This is a genomic window from Streptomyces sp. NPDC052036 (assembly GCF_040680495.1).
GTDB lineage: Bacteria > Actinomycetota > Actinomycetes > Streptomycetales > Streptomycetaceae > Streptomyces.
In genome coordinates this window covers 93,659-109,057 of sequence record NZ_JBFAWW010000018.1, presented here as the reverse complement: position 1 = coordinate 109,057, position 15,399 = coordinate 93,659, and the positions used below count along the sequence as shown (strand labels likewise).

General features: G+C 70.9%; 12 protein-coding genes. 11 read left to right on the top strand and 1 reads right to left on the bottom strand.

Going from position 1 to position 15,399, the window contains the following annotated elements; genetic code table 11:
• The first annotated feature begins 49 nt into the window (after window positions 1-49).
• The 8 genes from AB0L95_RS24445 to AB0L95_RS24410 all read left to right on the top strand — a co-directional run bounded on the left by AB0L95_RS24445 (window position 50) and on the right by AB0L95_RS24410 (window position 10,587).
• Window positions 50-1,432, top strand: a complete 1,383-nt coding sequence (locus AB0L95_RS24445; protein ID WP_365164438.1) for a nitrate/nitrite transporter — start codon at window positions 50-52, stop codon at window positions 1,430-1,432.
• 117 nt (window positions 1,433-1,549) lie between these two features.
• Window positions 1,550-2,701 carry a uroporphyrinogen-III synthase gene (locus AB0L95_RS24440; RefSeq protein ID WP_365164436.1) on the top strand — a complete coding sequence of 384 codons (1,152 nt, stop codon included), beginning with the start codon at window positions 1,550-1,552 and terminating at the stop codon, window positions 2,699-2,701.
• Window positions 2,702-3,134: 433 nt separating this feature from the next.
• A complete protein-coding gene (locus tag AB0L95_RS24435; protein WP_365164434.1) occupies window positions 3,135-3,722 on the top strand; it encodes an ABATE domain-containing protein in 588 nt (195 codons plus the stop codon).
• Window positions 3,723-4,176: 454 nt separating this feature from the next.
• A complete protein-coding gene (locus AB0L95_RS24430) occupies window positions 4,177-4,713 on the top strand; it encodes a sigma-70 family RNA polymerase sigma factor (RefSeq protein ID WP_234517176.1) in 537 nt (178 codons plus the stop codon).
• Window positions 4,710-5,531: a zf-HC2 domain-containing protein gene (locus tag AB0L95_RS24425; protein ID WP_365164431.1), complete on the top strand. Its 822-nt coding sequence runs from the start codon at window positions 4,710-4,712 to the stop codon at window positions 5,529-5,531. Before AB0L95_RS24430 ends, AB0L95_RS24425 begins: the two co-directional genes overlap by 4 nt.
• A gap of 151 nt (window positions 5,532-5,682) precedes the next feature.
• Window positions 5,683-7,992, top strand: a complete 2,310-nt coding sequence (locus AB0L95_RS24420; protein ID WP_365164429.1) for a UvrD-helicase domain-containing protein — start codon at window positions 5,683-5,685, stop codon at window positions 7,990-7,992.
• Window positions 7,993-8,421: 429 nt separating this feature from the next.
• Entirely contained in the window at window positions 8,422-9,846 is a 1,425-nt protein-coding gene (locus AB0L95_RS24415) for an NAD-dependent malic enzyme (RefSeq protein ID WP_365164427.1), read from the top strand.
• 459 nt (window positions 9,847-10,305) lie between these two features.
• Window positions 10,306-10,587, top strand: coding sequence for an HU family DNA-binding protein (locus AB0L95_RS24410; RefSeq protein ID WP_007498188.1), 282 nt, complete (start codon window positions 10,306-10,308; stop codon window positions 10,585-10,587).
• Between the two features lie 220 nt (window positions 10,588-10,807).
• On the opposite strand, the gene murA is transcribed toward AB0L95_RS24410, so the two are convergent.
• Window positions 10,808-12,148: a UDP-N-acetylglucosamine 1-carboxyvinyltransferase gene (gene murA / locus AB0L95_RS24405; protein WP_365164424.1), complete on the bottom strand. Its 1,341-nt coding sequence runs from the start codon at window positions 12,146-12,148 to the stop codon at window positions 10,808-10,810.
• A gap of 249 nt (window positions 12,149-12,397) precedes the next feature.
• On the opposite strand from murA, the gene AB0L95_RS24400 reads away from it, so the two are divergent.
• The 3 genes from AB0L95_RS24400 to AB0L95_RS24390 all read left to right on the top strand — a co-directional run bounded on the left by AB0L95_RS24400 (window position 12,398) and on the right by AB0L95_RS24390 (window position 15,272).
• Complete coding sequence (locus tag AB0L95_RS24400; protein ID WP_311692304.1) at window positions 12,398-12,970, top strand: YqgE/AlgH family protein; 573 nt, start codon at window positions 12,398-12,400, stop codon at window positions 12,968-12,970.
• Between the two features lie 28 nt (window positions 12,971-12,998).
• Complete coding sequence (locus AB0L95_RS24395; protein ID WP_365164421.1) at window positions 12,999-13,286, top strand: DUF3039 domain-containing protein; 288 nt, start codon at window positions 12,999-13,001, stop codon at window positions 13,284-13,286.
• A 360-nt stretch (window positions 13,287-13,646) separates the two neighbouring features.
• Window positions 13,647-15,272 carry a beta-N-acetylhexosaminidase gene (locus AB0L95_RS24390; RefSeq protein WP_365164419.1) on the top strand — a complete coding sequence of 542 codons (1,626 nt, stop codon included), beginning with the start codon at window positions 13,647-13,649 and terminating at the stop codon, window positions 15,270-15,272.
• Window positions 15,273-15,399 lie beyond the last annotated feature (127 nt).

The following is a 15,399-nucleotide window of genomic DNA, read 5'->3' as shown; positions in this document are numbered from 1 at the left end:
TACCTTCGGGACCCACGACACCTGGGCACCGGAGAACCGTGGAGGCGTCATGACAGCCCCGAGCACAGCCCCCGCCCCGAGCAGGGGAGGCCGCTGGATCGAGCACTGGGATCCGGAGGACGAGACCTTCTGGCAGACGACCGGCCGACGGGTGGCCCGGCGCAACCTCGCCTTCTCCGTCCTCTCCGAGCACATCGGGTTCTCGGTCTGGACCCTGTGGTCCGTGCTCGTCCTGTTCATGGGTCCCGAGTACGGGCTCACCCCCGCCGACAAGTTCCTGCTCACCTCGATGGTCACTCTGGTCGGGGCGGTCGTCCGGGTGCCCTACACCTTCGCCGTCGCCGTCTTCGGCGGGCGGAACTGGACAATCGTCTCGGCCTGTTCGCTGCTCGTCCCGACGATTGCCGCCTTCGTCGTCATGAAGCCCGGCACGTCGTTCTCCACCTTCCTGTGGGTCGGACTGCTCGCCGGGATCGGCGGCGGCAACTTCGCGTCCTCCATGACCAACATCAACGCCTTCTTCCCGCTGCGGAAGAAGGGATGGGCCCTCGGGCTCAACGCCGGCGGCGGCAACATCGGCGTGCCCGTCATCCAGCTCGTGGCTCTCGCCGTCATCGGGGCGAACGGCGGACCGCGGGTGCTGCTCGCCGTCTATGTCCCGCTCATCGTCGCCGCCGCCGTCCTCGCCGCCCTCTTCATGGACAACATCGCGTCCGTCAGGAACGACACCGGTGCCGCGAAGGACGCCGCCAAGGAGGCCCACACCTGGATCATGGCCTTCCTCTACGTCGGCAGCTTCGGCTCCTTCATCGGCTACAGCTTCGCCTTCGGGCAGGTGCTGCAGAGCCAGTTCGGGCGGACCCCGCTCCAGGCGGCGTACCTGACCTTCGTCGGTCCGCTCCTCGGCTCCCTCATCCGTCCCGTCGGCGGGTGGCTGGCCGACCGCTACGGCGGCGCGAGGATCACCCTGTGGAACTTCGTCGCCATGGCCGGCGCGACCGCGGTTCTGGTCGTCGCCGGGACGCAGAAGTCGCTGCCGCTGTTCGTGACCGCGTTCGTGGTGCTGTTCGTGCTCAGCGGGCTCGGCAACGGGTCGACGTACAAGATGATCCCGGGGATCTTCCAGGCCAAGGCCGTCGCGAGGGGGCTGAGGGGCGAGGAGGCCGCGGTGTACGGGCGGCGGCTGTCCGGGGCCGCCATGGGGCTCATCGGCGCGGTGGGCGCCCTCGGCGGCGTCGGCATCAACCTCGCCTTCCGGCAGTCCTTCCTCTCCTACAGCTCCGGCACGGGCGCCTTCGTGGCCTTCCTCGCCTTCTACGGCGCGGCCTTCGTGCTCACCTGGGCCGTATACCTTCGCCGCCCGGTCGGCGAGGCCCGGGCCACAGCCGCCGCGTCGGAGGCGAAGCCCCAGCTCGGCTATGCGGAAGTGTGACGTAACACCGGTGACATGAAGCCGAACCGAGCCTGTCATGCGCCGTTGACAGGCTCGATCGGCACAGAGGTACGACGCGTACGACCGGTATGCCGACTCCAGTGCGGGACGAGAGCGATGTACGACGAACAGCAGCGACCAGAACACGGCCCGCTCGCCGGTTTCACCGTGGGCGTGACGGCCGCGCGGCGGGCCGACGAACTGGGCGCCCTGCTTCAGCGACGCGGCGCGAACGTGCTGTACGGGCCCGCCCTGCGGATCGTGCCGCTCTCCGACGACGGTGAACTGCTCACGGCCACCGAGGAGTTGATCGACCGGCCGCCGGACGTCGTGGTGGCCACCACCGCGATCGGCTTCCGCGGCTGGATCGAGGCCGCCGAGGGCTGGGGACTCGGCGAGGCGCTGGTGACCGGGCTGCGCAGGGTGCGGCTGCTGGCGCGCGGGCCCAAGGTGAAGGGCGCGATCAGGGCGGCCGGACTGACCGAGGAGTGGTCGCCCACCTCCGAGTCCCTGGCCGAGGTGCTCGACCGGCTCCTGGAGGAGGGGGTCGAGGGCCGCCGGGTCGGCGTCCAGCTGCACGGCGAGCCGCTGCCCGGCTTCGTGGAGGCCCTGCGCGCCGGAGGTGCCGAGGTCGTCGGGGTGCCTGTGTACCGGTGGATGCCGCCGGAGGACATCGCACCCCTGGACCGGCTGCTGGACGCGACGGCGGCCCGCGGCCTGGACGCGCTCACCTTCACCAGCGCGCCCGCCGCCGCGTCCCTGCTCTCCCGCGCCGGAGAGCGGGGACTGCTGCCCGGGCTGCTGGCCGCGCTCGGCCACGATGTGCTGCCCGCCTGCGTCGGCCCCGTCACCGGGCTGCCGCTCCAGGCCCACGGCGTCGACACGGTCCAGCCCGAACGCTTCCGGCTCGGCCCGCTGGTGCAGCTGCTGTGCCGGGAACTGCCCGCCCGGGCCCGTACGTTGCCCGTCGCCGGCCACCGGGTGGAGATCCGCGGCCACGCCGTGCTGGTGGACGGAACGCTGCGGCCCGTGCCTCCCGCCGGGATGTCCCTGCTGCGCGCGCTGTCCCGGCGCCCCGGCTGGGTGGTCTCCCGGGCCGAACTGCTCCGGGCCCTGCCGGGCTCCGGAAGCGACGAGCACGCGGTGGAGACGGCGATGGCCCGCCTGCGTACGGCCCTGGGCTCCCCGAAACTGATCCAGACGGTGGTCAAACGCGGCTACCGCCTGGCACTGGACCCGGCGGCGGACTCCAAGTACGCCGAGCTGTGAGGGAGTCCGAGGGAGGAGGGCATGCCCGGACCTCACCGCACGGCACCACGCGCGGTTTAAGGATCCCGCCATGCTCCCCGCCATGCCCATGACGGCCGCCCCCCGGCCGGGCCCCCTGGATCCTCGCCCGCTGCGCGTTCCGCCGGCAGCGGCTGAACCACACCAGGAAGAGCACAGCCGCCGCCGTCATCACCTACACCAGCACCATCGAGGCGAGTCCCGACGTCCCGCTTCCTGGCCGCTTCACCGGCCGAACCGCTCACCCCGGCCTGAGCCGCAACGACGCCAGGAGCCTTCCCGGGGCAGGTGCGGGCGGGCACTGTAGGGGGTACGAACGAGGGTGCGAACCCTGGGCGCGCCCGCGCGGACGTGCCCCCTGGCGGACCCCACCGGCCGTCGCTCGCGGCGGCGGCTCCAAGGCGGTGACAGGCACATGGCATCGGGCACGGCCACGGCCCCCTACGAGCTGCGGTTCGACTCCGGGCGGATCTGTCTGGATCTGCTCACGACGACGCATCCCGAGGAACGGCTCGACTCGGTGGAGCGGTTGCGGGCCTGGATCGCCGGTGCCGGGCTGGTGCCCGCGGGCACCCCGCTCGCGGGGGTGGACGCGGGATGGCTCGGGGCCTTCCGTGAACTGCGGCTCCACCTCGGCACGTTGGTGCGCGGGGAACTGGACGGGCAGCCCGCGGAAGGGGCGTTGGCACGGGTGAACGCCGTGGCGCGGCAGGCGCCGCCCGTGCCGTGCGCGGTCCGCGCGGAGGGCGGCCTACTGGTGCGGCGGCTGCGCGCGCTGCCGGGCCCCGAGGAACTGCTGGCCGTGGTGGCCCGGGAGGCGATCGAGCTGCTGACGGACCCCGGGGCCCGGGCGAGCCTGCGGCAGTGCGAGGGGGACCACTGCCCCATCGTCTACCTGGACACCTCCCGCGGCCGGCGCCGCCGTTGGTGCTCCAGCGAGGTCTGCGGCAACCGGGAGCGGGTGGCCCGCCACCGTCGCCGGGCCGCTCTCGCGCGGGCGTAGCGGGCATAGCGGCACGGTCGAGGAGCGCGGGCCGAAAACGGGTTCTCGGAGGTAAATGGGGGGATTCGCAGAACTCGTGGAAAACGGGCGACTCACCGCAAACAGTGGCTGAAAGTGACCGTTGAAACGGCCGACCTCGACAATTCCTCCATCAAAGTCAAGTCAAATTTTCACAGGGCGGACGGACATCGTCCGAGAGTGAAGCTTCCGTGTGCTGTGACCTGGGTCTCCTGGGTGCGGCGACCGTATGTCCACTTGGGGGAGAAATGGGTGCCCGCAAAGAGGGCTCCTCACACCTCGTCCAAGAAATTTCCCCTGTCACTTTGAACACGGAGGCCTCCGTCTGCGTACCCGGATACGAGCGACCGACTGGGGGAACCCCCGGACACCGGAGGTAGGCGTGCGCAAGGATTCCGCCGTGGCTGATGAACGAAGGCCAAGGGCCCGACATCGCATGACCTCGTCCTCGGCGTCTTCTTCGACCGAGCCGGACGAGGAGTTGATGCGCGCCCTGTACAGGGAACACGCAGGACCCTTGCTCGCCTATGTGCTGCGCCTGGTCGCCGGCGACCGGCAGCGAGCCGAGGATGTCGTGCAGGAGACACTCATCCGTGCCTGGAAGAATGCCGGCCAGCTCAATCGAGCGACCGGTTCGGTACGCCCCTGGCTGGTGACGGTCGCCCGGCGCATCGTCATCGACGGCCACCGCAGCCGGCAGGCCCGGCCGCAGGAGGTCGACCCGTCGCCGCTGGAGGTCATCCCCGCGGAGGACGAGATCGACAAGGCGTTGTGGCTGATGACACTGTCGGACGCGCTGGACGACCTGACCCCGGCACACAGGGAGGTCCTGGTCGAAACGTACTTCAAAGGGCGTACGGTCAATGAGGCGGCCGAAACGCTCGGCATCCCCAGCGGAACGGTGCGCTCCAGGGTGTTCTACGCCCTGCGGTCGATGAAGCTGGCACTGGAGGAGCGGGGGGTGACGGCATGAGCAACCTGTACGGGGGGTTCGGCACTGGCGGCCCCGGGGCTGTAAGAGGTCCCCAGGGTCCGCAGGGAGAGGGCGACATCCACGAGACCGTAGGCGCCTACGCCCTCGGGATACTGGACGACGCCGAGGCGACGGCCTTCGAGGCCCATCTCGCCACCTGCGACTGGTGCGCCCAGCAGCTGGACGAGCTCGCGGGCATGGAACCGATGCTGGCCGCACTCGCGGACCTGCCCGGCAGTCAGGGCAGCCCCGCGATCGGGGAGTCGTTGTCCGCGAAGCCCAGTCCACGGCTGGTGGAGCGGCTGGTCGACGAGGTGTCCGAGCGACGCGCCCAGAAGCGCCGCCGCGGTTTCTACCTGGTGGCGGCCGCGGCCGCGCTGATCATCGGCGGCCCGCTCACCGTGATGGCGGTGAACGGTGGCGGCAGCAGCACCGCCCAGGACCCGATGGCCATGGGCCCCGCCCAGCAGGCCTTCCAGGTCATGAAGGACAAGCACGCGGCGACCGACCCGAGCACCAAGGTCAACGCCGTGGTCGCGGTGGAGCCCAGGGACTGGGGCACCCACGCCGTGCTTCAGCTGAAGAACGTCAAGGGGCCGCTCAAGTGCTCCCTGATCGCGGTCGGCAAGAACGGCGAGCGCGAGACGGTCACGTCCTGGTCCGTCCCCGAGCGGGGCTACGGCATCATGAACGCCAAGTCCCAGGAGGCGATGAAACCGCTGTACGTGCACGGTGGTGCCGCCTTCACGCCGAACCAGATCGACCACTTCGAGGTCATGACGTTCGACGGAAAGCGGCTGGTGGAGGTGAACGCGTAGGCGTTCGCACATCTGCCTGAGCATCTCCCGCGGCGTACGGTCGAGCACGCCGCGGGCTGACGTGCGCAAGGGGTCCGTAGTAGGTCCGTAGCCTCTTCGGGCCCCTTTCGCGTACGGTGGACGGCTGCCCAGCACGTCAGAAGGGGGCCCGGTGGCCGCTCAGGTTCAACAGGAAACGGCGCTCGGTCCGGCCGGCAAGTCCGCGCACGACTCGCTCCGCGACCGGGAGATCAACGCCGAACAGGAACACCTGGACCGGGTGTACCGGCGTCTTGAGGAGAAGATCCACGAGGCGGAGTTCCTGATGAACGACGCCGCCCAGCGCGGCCATGTCGGCACGCCCGGCGCGCTGGCCGAGCGGGACGCGCAGGTGTTCCGGGCGGGCATCCACCTCAACCGGCTCAACAACGAGTTCGAGGACTTCCTCTTCGGCCGGATCGACCTGCTGCTCGGCAGGGACGGCAAGAAGGGACCGGACGGCGCGTACACGGCCGTCGAGCCCGCCGAGGGCGCGGTGCGCCCCGACAACACCGCCGATATCGCCGAGACCCTGCACATCGGCCGGATCGGCGTCCTCGACGAGGAGTACGCGCCCCTGGTCATCGACTGGCGGGCACCGGCCGCCGCCCCCTTCTACCGGTCCACCCCGGTCGACCCCGGGCGGGTCGTGCGCCGCCGGGTCATCCGCTCCAAGGGCCGCCGGGTGCTCGGCGTCGAGGACGACCTGATGCGCCCCGAGCTGAAGGCGACCCTCGACGGCCATGAGCTGCCGGTGATCGGCGACGGCGCCCTGATGGCGGCCCTCGGCCAGGCCCGCACCCACACCATGCGGGACATCGTGGCGTCCATCCAGGCCGAGCAGGACCTGGTCATCCGTGCTCCCGCCGCCTCCGTGACCTACGTCGAGGGCGGCCCCGGCACCGGCAAGACGGCCGTCGCCCTGCACCGGGCCGCGTACCTGCTCTACCAGGACCGGCGCAGGTACGCGGGCGGCATCCTGATCGTCTCGCCCACCCCGCTGCTGGTCGCGTACACCGAGGGCGTGCTGCCCTCGCTCGGCGAGGAGGGCCAGGTCGCCATCCGGGCCATCGGCTCCCTGGTAGACGGCGTGGCGGCCACGCTGTACGACTCCCCGTCCGTGGCCCGTGCCAAGGGCTCGCACCGCATGCTCAGGGTGCTCAGGAAGGCCGCTCGCGGGGCCCTGGAACGCAACGGCGTGCCGACCCGGCTCCGTGTCGTCGCCTTCGGCCGCCGTCTTGAGCTGGAGGCCGAGGAGCTGGAGCGGATCCGGCACAACGCCCTCAGCGGCACCGCCCCGGTGAACCTGCTCCGGCCGCGCGCCCGCAAGCTGCTGCTGGACGCCCTGTACGCACAGTCGGGCTCCGGGACCCGGCACGCCGACCCCGAACTGGCCGCCGAGCTGCGCGCCTCCTTCGACGAGGACGTCTCCCTCGAAGACTCCTTCCTGGAGTTCCTGGACGCCTGGTGGCCCGAGCTGACCCCCCGGGCCGTGCTGGACGCGATGGCCGACGAGAGGCGGCTGGGGCGCTGGGCCCGCCGCATCCTCAACCCCGGCGAGGTGCGCAGGGTCGCGCGCTCCCTCAAGCGGGACGGGCTGTCCGTGCACGACGTGGCGATGCTGGACGAGCTGCAGGCGATCCTGGGTCTGCCGGCCCGCCCCAAGAAGAAGCGCGAGCTGGACCCGCTCGACCAGCTGACCGGGCTGGAGGAGCTGATGCCGGTCCGCGAGGAGTCCCAGCGTGAGCGGGCCGAGCGGCTCGCCCGGGAGCGGACCGAGTACGCGCACGTGATCGTCGACGAGGCGCAGGACCTGACGCCGATGCAGTGGCGGATGGTCGGGCGGCGCGGCCGGCACGCCACCTGGACCGTGGTCGGCGACCCGGCCCAGTCGTCCTGGTCCGACCCGGACGAGGCGGCCGAGGCCCGGGACGAGGCCCTGGGCACCCGGCCCCGCCGCCGCTTCACGCTCACGGTCAACTACCGCAACCCGGCGGAGATCGCCGATCTGGCGTCCAAGGTGCTCGCGCTGGCGATGCCGGGCTCACAGGCGCCGTCGGCGGTGCGCTCCACGGGCGTCGAACCGCGCTTCGCCGTCGTCCGCGACTCCCTGGCGGAGACCGTCCGCGCGGAGGCGGCGCGCCTGCTGGGCCTCGTCGACGGCACGGTCGGCGTGGTCGTCGCCATGAACCGGCGCGAGGAGGCGGCCCGCTGGCTGGACGGTCTCGGCGACCGGGTGGTGGCGCTCGGCAGCCTGGAGGCCAAGGGTCTGGAGTACGACGCGACGGTCGTCGTCTCGCCCGCGGAGATCGCCGACGAGAGTCCCGCGGGCCTGCGGGTGCTGTACGTGGCGCTGACCCGGGCGACCCAGCAGCTGACGGTTGTCTCGGGCGAGCGGGACGAGCCGGACACGGCCGGGGTGCCGGACCTGCTCCGCGACTGAGCCGTCCGGGGGCGGCGACTGAGCCGTCCGGGGGCCGCGCGTGAGCCGTCCGGCAGCGCGGCCCACTCGTACGGAAGATGAACTCTCCGTACGGGAATGGCCTTGCGGGATCTGTTTGTTAGCCTTGGCAGTGGCACCGGCCCGATCCAAGCCCCCGGGCCCAACCTTAGTCGCTTCGAGCGACCACTTGCCGCGAGGCGAGCATGGCGGGTCGGTGTCACTGAACGTAGAGGAGGCCCACGTCACGATGTGGCGTGGGCCTCTTTCTTTGCCCGCATACTTCTCGTATCGCGGAAAGATCTTTCCGGATTCAGTCCCTCAGTGGGAACAAAACGTACGCAATCCAGGGCGACTACCACGTACTCAGGGGTAGGTGCGACGATCGGACGGCACAACTCAGCGACACGGTGAAAGCAGAGGAAGTCGGCCATGGCAACGGCGCCCAGCGTCTCCTACTCGATGACGATCCGGCTGGAGGTGCCCGCGAGCGGAACCGCAGTTTCGCAGCTCACCACCGCCGTGGAGTCCTCCGGAGGCTCGGTCACCGGCCTCGACGTCACCGCGTCCGGCCACGAGAAGCTCCGTATCGACGTGACGATCGCCGCCACCTCGACCTCCCACGCCGAGGAGATCGTCGGGAAGCTGCGCGGCATCGAGGGCGTGACCCTCGGCAAGGTCTCCGACCGTACGTTCCTCATGCACCTCGGCGGCAAGATCGAGATGGCGTCGAAGCACCCCATCCGCAACCGTGACGACCTCTCCATGATCTACACGCCGGGCGTGGCCCGCGTGTGCATGGCGATCGCGGAGAACCCCGAGGACGCCCGCCGTCTCACCATCAAGCGCAACTCCGTTGCGGTCGTGACGGACGGGTCGGCCGTGCTGGGCCTCGGCAACATCGGCCCCAAGGCCGCGCTGCCCGTCATGGAGGGCAAGGCGGCCCTCTTCAAGCGGTTCGCGGGCATCGACGCCTGGCCGATCTGCCTCGACACCCAGGACACCGACGCGATCGTGGAGATCGTCAAGGCGATCGCCCCCGGCTTCGCCGGCATCAACCTGGAGGACATCTCCGCGCCCCGCTGCTTCGAGATCGAGGCCCGGCTGCGCGAGGCCCTCGACATCCCCGTCTTCCACGACGACCAGCACGGCACCGCGATCGTCGTGCTCGCCGCGCTGACCAACGCACTTCGCGTGGTGGGCAAGGCGATCGAGCACGTGCGCGTCGTGATGTCGGGCGCCGGCGCGGCCGGTACGGCCATCCTCAAGCTGCTGCTCGCGGCGGGTCTGAAGAGCGCCGTCGTCGCCGACATCCACGGTGTGGTGCACGCCGGCCGCGAGGACCTGGTCGACGCCGCCCCGGACTCGCCGCTGCGCTGGATCGCCGACAACACCAACCACGAGGGACTCACCGGCACCCTCAAGGAAGCCGTCCGCGGCGCCGACGTCTTCATCGGCGTCTCCGCGCCGAACGTCCTCGACGGCGAGGACGTGGCGGCCATGGCCGAGGGCGCCATCGTGTTCGCGCTCGCGAACCCCGACCCCGAGGTCGACCCCGCAATCGCCCGTCAGACAGCGGCAGTTGTGGCCACGGGCCGCTCCGACTTCCCCAACCAGATCAACAACGTCCTGGTCTTCCCCGGCGTCTTCCGCGGCCTGCTGGACGCACAGTCCCGCACGGTCAACACGGACATGATGCTGGCCGCCGCGACCGCCCTCGCGGACGTGGTCACCGAGGACGAGCTGAACCCGAACTACATCATTCCGAGCGTGTTCAACGACAAGGTCGCGGGCGCCGTCGCCGGAGCGGTGCGGGACGCCGTCAAGGCGGCGGGAGAGTCGGCGACGGGCGCGTAGGCGCGCCCCGCTGACGGGTCGGCGGGCGGCCGGAGGGCCCGACCGCCGGCCGTCGGACCGGGCGCGGGCGGTGCGGTGGCTGTGACCATCGCCACGGTGCCCGCGTACGGCGCGTCGTTGAAGGCACGGGCCCTGGCCGCCCCCTAAGGTGGCGGCCAGGCTCAGGCCCCCCAAAGCCCTGCGAAGCGTTGCCCGGAGTGAACCGAACGTCACCACGCCGGGACGGTGGCGCTTTTCGTGTGACTCCCAAGGGTGTTCTCGCGACTCCTACGGGTGCCGGATTGGCTTTCCCGCCGCAGGTGGGGGCAGGATGCGTCTTCGGGCGCGAGGGTCTGACGAAGGAAGGACCCGGGTCCGGGGACTCACCGAGGACCCTGGCAGCATCGACTTCGCTGTGCCCATCATGCGGCTCCGCCGCGTGGCACGCCTCAACGGCAAGAAGAACACGGGAGTAACAACATGAACCGCAGTGAGCTGGTGGCCGCGCTGGCCGACCGCGCCGAGGTGACCCGCAAGGACGCCGACGCCGTGCTGGCCGCGTTCGCCGAGACCGTCGGCGAGGTCGTTGCCAAGGGCGACGAGAAGGTCACCATCCCTGGCTTCCTGACCTTCGAGCGCACCCACCGTGCCGCTCGCACCGCGCGCAACCCGCAGACCGGCGACCCCATCCAGATCCCGGCCGGCTACAGCGTGAAGGTCTCGGCGGGCTCCAAGCTCAAGGAAGCCGCGAAGGGCAAGTGATCTTGCCGCCGTACGCCACGGGACGGCGTACGAGGCCGTACCCGGAAGGGACGGCGCTCTCGGCCCGGTGACGCCTTCTGAGACGGCGTACGGGCCCAGCAAGGCCCAAGGGGCGGTCACCCGATGCGGGTGATCGCCCCTCGCGCCTGTGCGGATGCGTCTGTGTGACGCGCAGGTGCCTGCGGGCCCCCGGTCTCCCGCAGGAGCGCGGGCAAGGCCGTCAGGCCAGGGCCTTGCCCGGCAGCTCGACCTTCGCGCCCAGCTCGGTGAGCTTCTCCATGAAGTTCTCGTAGCCGCGGTTGATCAGGTCGATGCCGTGGACCCGGGACGTGCCCTGGGCCGCCAGGGCCGCGATCAGGTACGAGAAGCCGCCGCGCAGGTCGGGGATGACCAGGTCGGCGCCCTGGAGCCGCGTCGGGCCCGAAACCACCGCGGAGTGCAGGAAGTTGCGCTGTCCGAAGCGGCAGACGGAGCCGCCGAGGCACTCGCGGTAGAGCTGGATGTGCGCGCCCATCTGGTTGAGCGCGGAGGTGAAGCCGAGGCGGGACTCGTAGACCGTCTCGTGGATGATCGACAGGCCCGTGGCCTGCGTCAGCGCGACCACCAGCGGCTGCTGCCAGTCCGTCTGGAAGCCCGGGTGCACGTCCGTCTCCAGCGCGATGGACTTCAGCTGGCCGCCGGGGTGCCAGAAGCGGATGCCCTCGTCGTCGATCTCGAAGGCGCCGCCCACCTTCCGGTAGGTGTTCAGGAACGTCATCATCGACCGCTGCTGCGCGCCGTGGACGTAGATGTTGCCCTCGGTCGCCAGTGCCGCCGACGCCCAGGACGCGGCCTCCAGACGGTCCGGGAGGGCGCGGTGGGCGTAGCCGCCCAGCTTGTCCACACCGGTGATACGGATCGTGCGGTCGGTGTCCATCGCGATGATCGCGCCCATCTTCTGCAGCACGCAGATGAGGTCCTCGATCTCCGGTTCGACGGCCGCGTTGGACAGCTCGGTGACGCCCTCGGCGAGCACCGCCGTCAGCAGCACCTGCTCGGTGGCGCCGACGGACGGGTACGGCAGCCGGATCTTGGTGCCGCGCAGCCCCTTGGGTGCCTCCAGGTACTGGCCGTCCGCGCGCTTCTCGATGGTGGCGCCGAACTGCCGCAGCACGTCGAAGTGGAAGTCGATAGGACGGCCGCCGATGTCACAGCCGCCGAGGCCGGGGATGAAGGCGTGGCCCAGCCGGTGCAGCAGCGGGCCGCAGAAGAGGATCGGGATGCGCGACGAGCCCGCGTGGGCATCGATGTCAGCGACGTTCGCGCTCTCGACGTGGGTCGGGTCGAGCACCAGCTCACCCGGTTCCTCGCCCGGACGCACCGTCACGCCGTGCAGTTGCAGCAGCCCGCGCACCACGCGCACATCGCGGATGTCGGGGACATTGCGTAGCCTGCTCGGCGCACTGCCCAGGAGAGCGGCGACCATGGCCTTCGGTACGAGGTTCTTCGCACCGCGGACACGGATTTCGCCCTCCAGCGGGGTGCCGCCGTGGACAAGGAGGACATCGTCGTTGACGGTCATGGATCTCGCGTTCCGTGGGGTGGGGCAGGGGCCGAAGTCGTAAGAGTAATGGCCGTACACCCCCCTTCAGTAAGCCCGAGTACCTCCCAGCCGCGTCATAGGTTCGCCACAACACGAGCCGTGTGTGAGCGGACGCACGGGGTGACCGCCGGGCGTGCGCCGGGGCCGCATCCGTGAGCTGGTGCCGCATTCACCCGCGTACCCGGATTGCCTCCCCATCCCCGGGCAAGATGCGGGATCATGTCTGGCATGACCGAGGTGTCCTCGCTCACAGGGCGGCTGCTCGTGGCCACGCCCGCCCTGGCGGACCCGAACTTCGACCGCGCTGTGGTGCTCCTCCTCGACCACGACGAGGAGGGCTCGCTCGGTGTGGTCCTCAACCGGCCCACGCCCGTGGACGTGGGCGACATCCTGGAGGGCTGGGCGGATCTGGCGGGGGAGCCCGGGGTCGTCTTCCAGGGCGGACCCGTGTCGCTGGACTCGGCGCTCGGCGTCGCGGTCATCCCGGGCGGCGCCTCCGGGGAGCGGGCCCCACTCGGCTGGCGGCGGGTGCACGGCGCGATCGGCCTGGTCGACCTGGAGGCCCCGCCCGAACTGCTGGCCAAGGCGCTCGGCTCGCTGCGGATCTTCGCGGGGTACGCGGGCTGGGGGCCGGGCCAGCTGGAGGACGAGCTGGTCGAAGGGGCCTGGTACGTCGTGGAGTCGGAGCCCGGCGATGTGTCCTCCCCGGCGCCGGAGCGACTGTGGCGAGAGGTGCTGCGACGGCAGCGCAGCGAGCTGGCAATGGTGGCCACCTATCCGGACGACCCTACGCTCAACTGATGCGTGCGGGCTTCAGTACCCTTGCCGTATGAGCACTCTCGAGCCCGAGCGCGGTACCGGTACGGGGACCCTCGTAGAGCCGACGCCGCAGGTGTCGCACGGCGACGGTGACCACGAGCGCTTCGCCCACTATGTCCAGAAGGACAAGATCATGGCGAGCGCCCTCGACGGCACGCCCGTCGTGGCGCTGTGCGGCAAGGTGTGGGTACCGGGCCGCGACCCCAAGAAGTACCCGGTCTGCCCCATGTGCAAGGAGATCTACGAGTCCATGGGCAGCGGCGGCGACGAGGGCAAGGGCGGCGGCGACAAGAAGTAGCCGGCCGGCTGCTCGTCCGACGACGACCGCAGGGCCCCCGGGGCGTGTGACGGCGCGCCCCGGGGATCTTCATGTCCGTGCCCGCGTCCGTGCCCCGGACGGGGATCCTCCTGTCCGCACGCGGGACCGTGTCCGCACGCAGGACCGCGCCCCGGCGCAGGCGTGGGCGGGCGCCGGTCCGCATCGGCTTCGGCGCAACGGATGGCCGTCGCCCCGCTGGCCGTCGTCCCGCTTCCGTCGTCGCGCTGTCCGTCGTCCCGCTTCCGATCACGCCGCCTCGTCGATCAGGCTTCTCTCACCCGGACGGTGTGGATGCCCGGGGTTCCGTGAAGGCCGCAGGAACGGGAGGGGCTGGACGCGATGGGCTTCGAGGATCTGATCCCGGCACCGCGCAAGGGCTGGTGGGTGCCCCCACGGGGGCTGTTCGTGCTCGACGAGGAGACGGTGCTGTGCGCGGAGCCCGGCACCGAGCGCGTCGCACACTGGATGCGCGACGTCCTGGGCGCGGCCACCGGGCTGCCCTTCCGGGAGGGAAGCGCGGACAACGGCATCGTGCTGCGCATCGACCCGGGGATGGAGCCCGAGGCGTACCGCATCGTCATCGACGGCTACGCCATCCGTCTCGACGGCGGCAGCGCGGCCGGCGTCTTCTGGGGAGCGCAGACCTTCCGCCAGTTGCTGGGGCCGGAGGCCTTCCGGCGGGCGCGGCTCGACCCGTCACGCCGTGAGTGGGACGTGCCCGGGGTGGTCGTCGAGGACGCGCCCCGGTTCGCCTGGCGCGGCCTCCTGCTCGACGTGGCCCGGCATTTCACGCCCAAGGACGGCGTGCTGCGCTGTCTGGATCTGATGGCCGCCCACAAGCTGAACGTCCTGCATCTGCATCTCACCGACGACCAGGGCTGGCGGTTGGAGATCAAGCGCCACCCGAGGCTCACCGAGGTGGGCTCCTGGCGGTCGCGTACACGGTTCGGCCACCGGGCTTCGCCGCTGTGGGAGGAGAAGCCGCACGGCGGCTTCTACACGCAGGACGACATCCGCGAGATCGTCGCGTACGCGGCCGCGCGGCACATCACCGTCGTCCCCGAGATCGACATACCCGGGCACAGCCAGGCGGCCGTCGCCGCGTATCCCGAACTGGGCAACACGGACGTCATCGACACGGCCTCCCTCTCGGTCTGGGACGACTGGGGTGTCTCGGCCAACGTACTCGCCCCCACCGACACCACTCTGCGGTTCTACGAAGGAGTGTTCGAGGAAGTTCTGGAACTGTTTCCCTCGACGTTCGTTCACATCGGCGGCGACGAGTGCCCCAAGGACCAGTGGCGGCGCTCCCCGGCCGCCCAGGCGCGCATCAAGGAACTCGGGCTCGACGGCGAGGACGGACTGCAGGCGTGGTTCATCCGGCACTTCGACACCTGGCTGACCGCCCGTGGCCGCCGGCTCATCGGCTGGGACGAGATCCTTCAGGGCGGCCTCGCGGAGGGTGCCGCCGTGTCCTCCTGGCGCGGCTACGCGGGCGGCATGACGGCCGCACGGGCCGGCCATGACGTCGTGATGTGCCCGGAGCAGCAGGTGTACCTGGACCACCGTCAGGACGGCGGCCCGGACGAGCCGGTGCCCATCGGGTATGTGCGCACCCTGGAGGACGTCTACCGATTCGAGCCGGTTCCGCCGCAGCTCACCGAGGACCAGGCGCGCCATGTGCTCGGCACCCAGGCCAACGTCTGGACCGAGGTGATGGAGGATCAGGCGCGAGTGGACTACCAGATGTTCCCGAGGCTCGCGGCCTTCGCCGAGGTCGCCTGGAGCGATCTGCCCGCGCCCGCGGAGCGCGACTTCGGGGACTTCGAGCGGCGGATGGCCGTCCACTACGGCCGGCTTGACGCCCTGGGGGTCGCGTATCGGCCGCCCGCGGGGCCCCGGCCGTGGCAGCGGCGACCCGGGGTGCTCGGACGCCCGATCGAGGGTGCGCCCCCGAACGTGTGAGGCCGTCGCGGAGGGGCGGCACGGGCGCCGGATGTCCTGGAAACGTGACCCCGCGTGGGAGAAGTCGCACCAGGGCCGCCGGAGAACGGCGATCCACACTCATCGGGGATGTCATGGCAAAACGGGT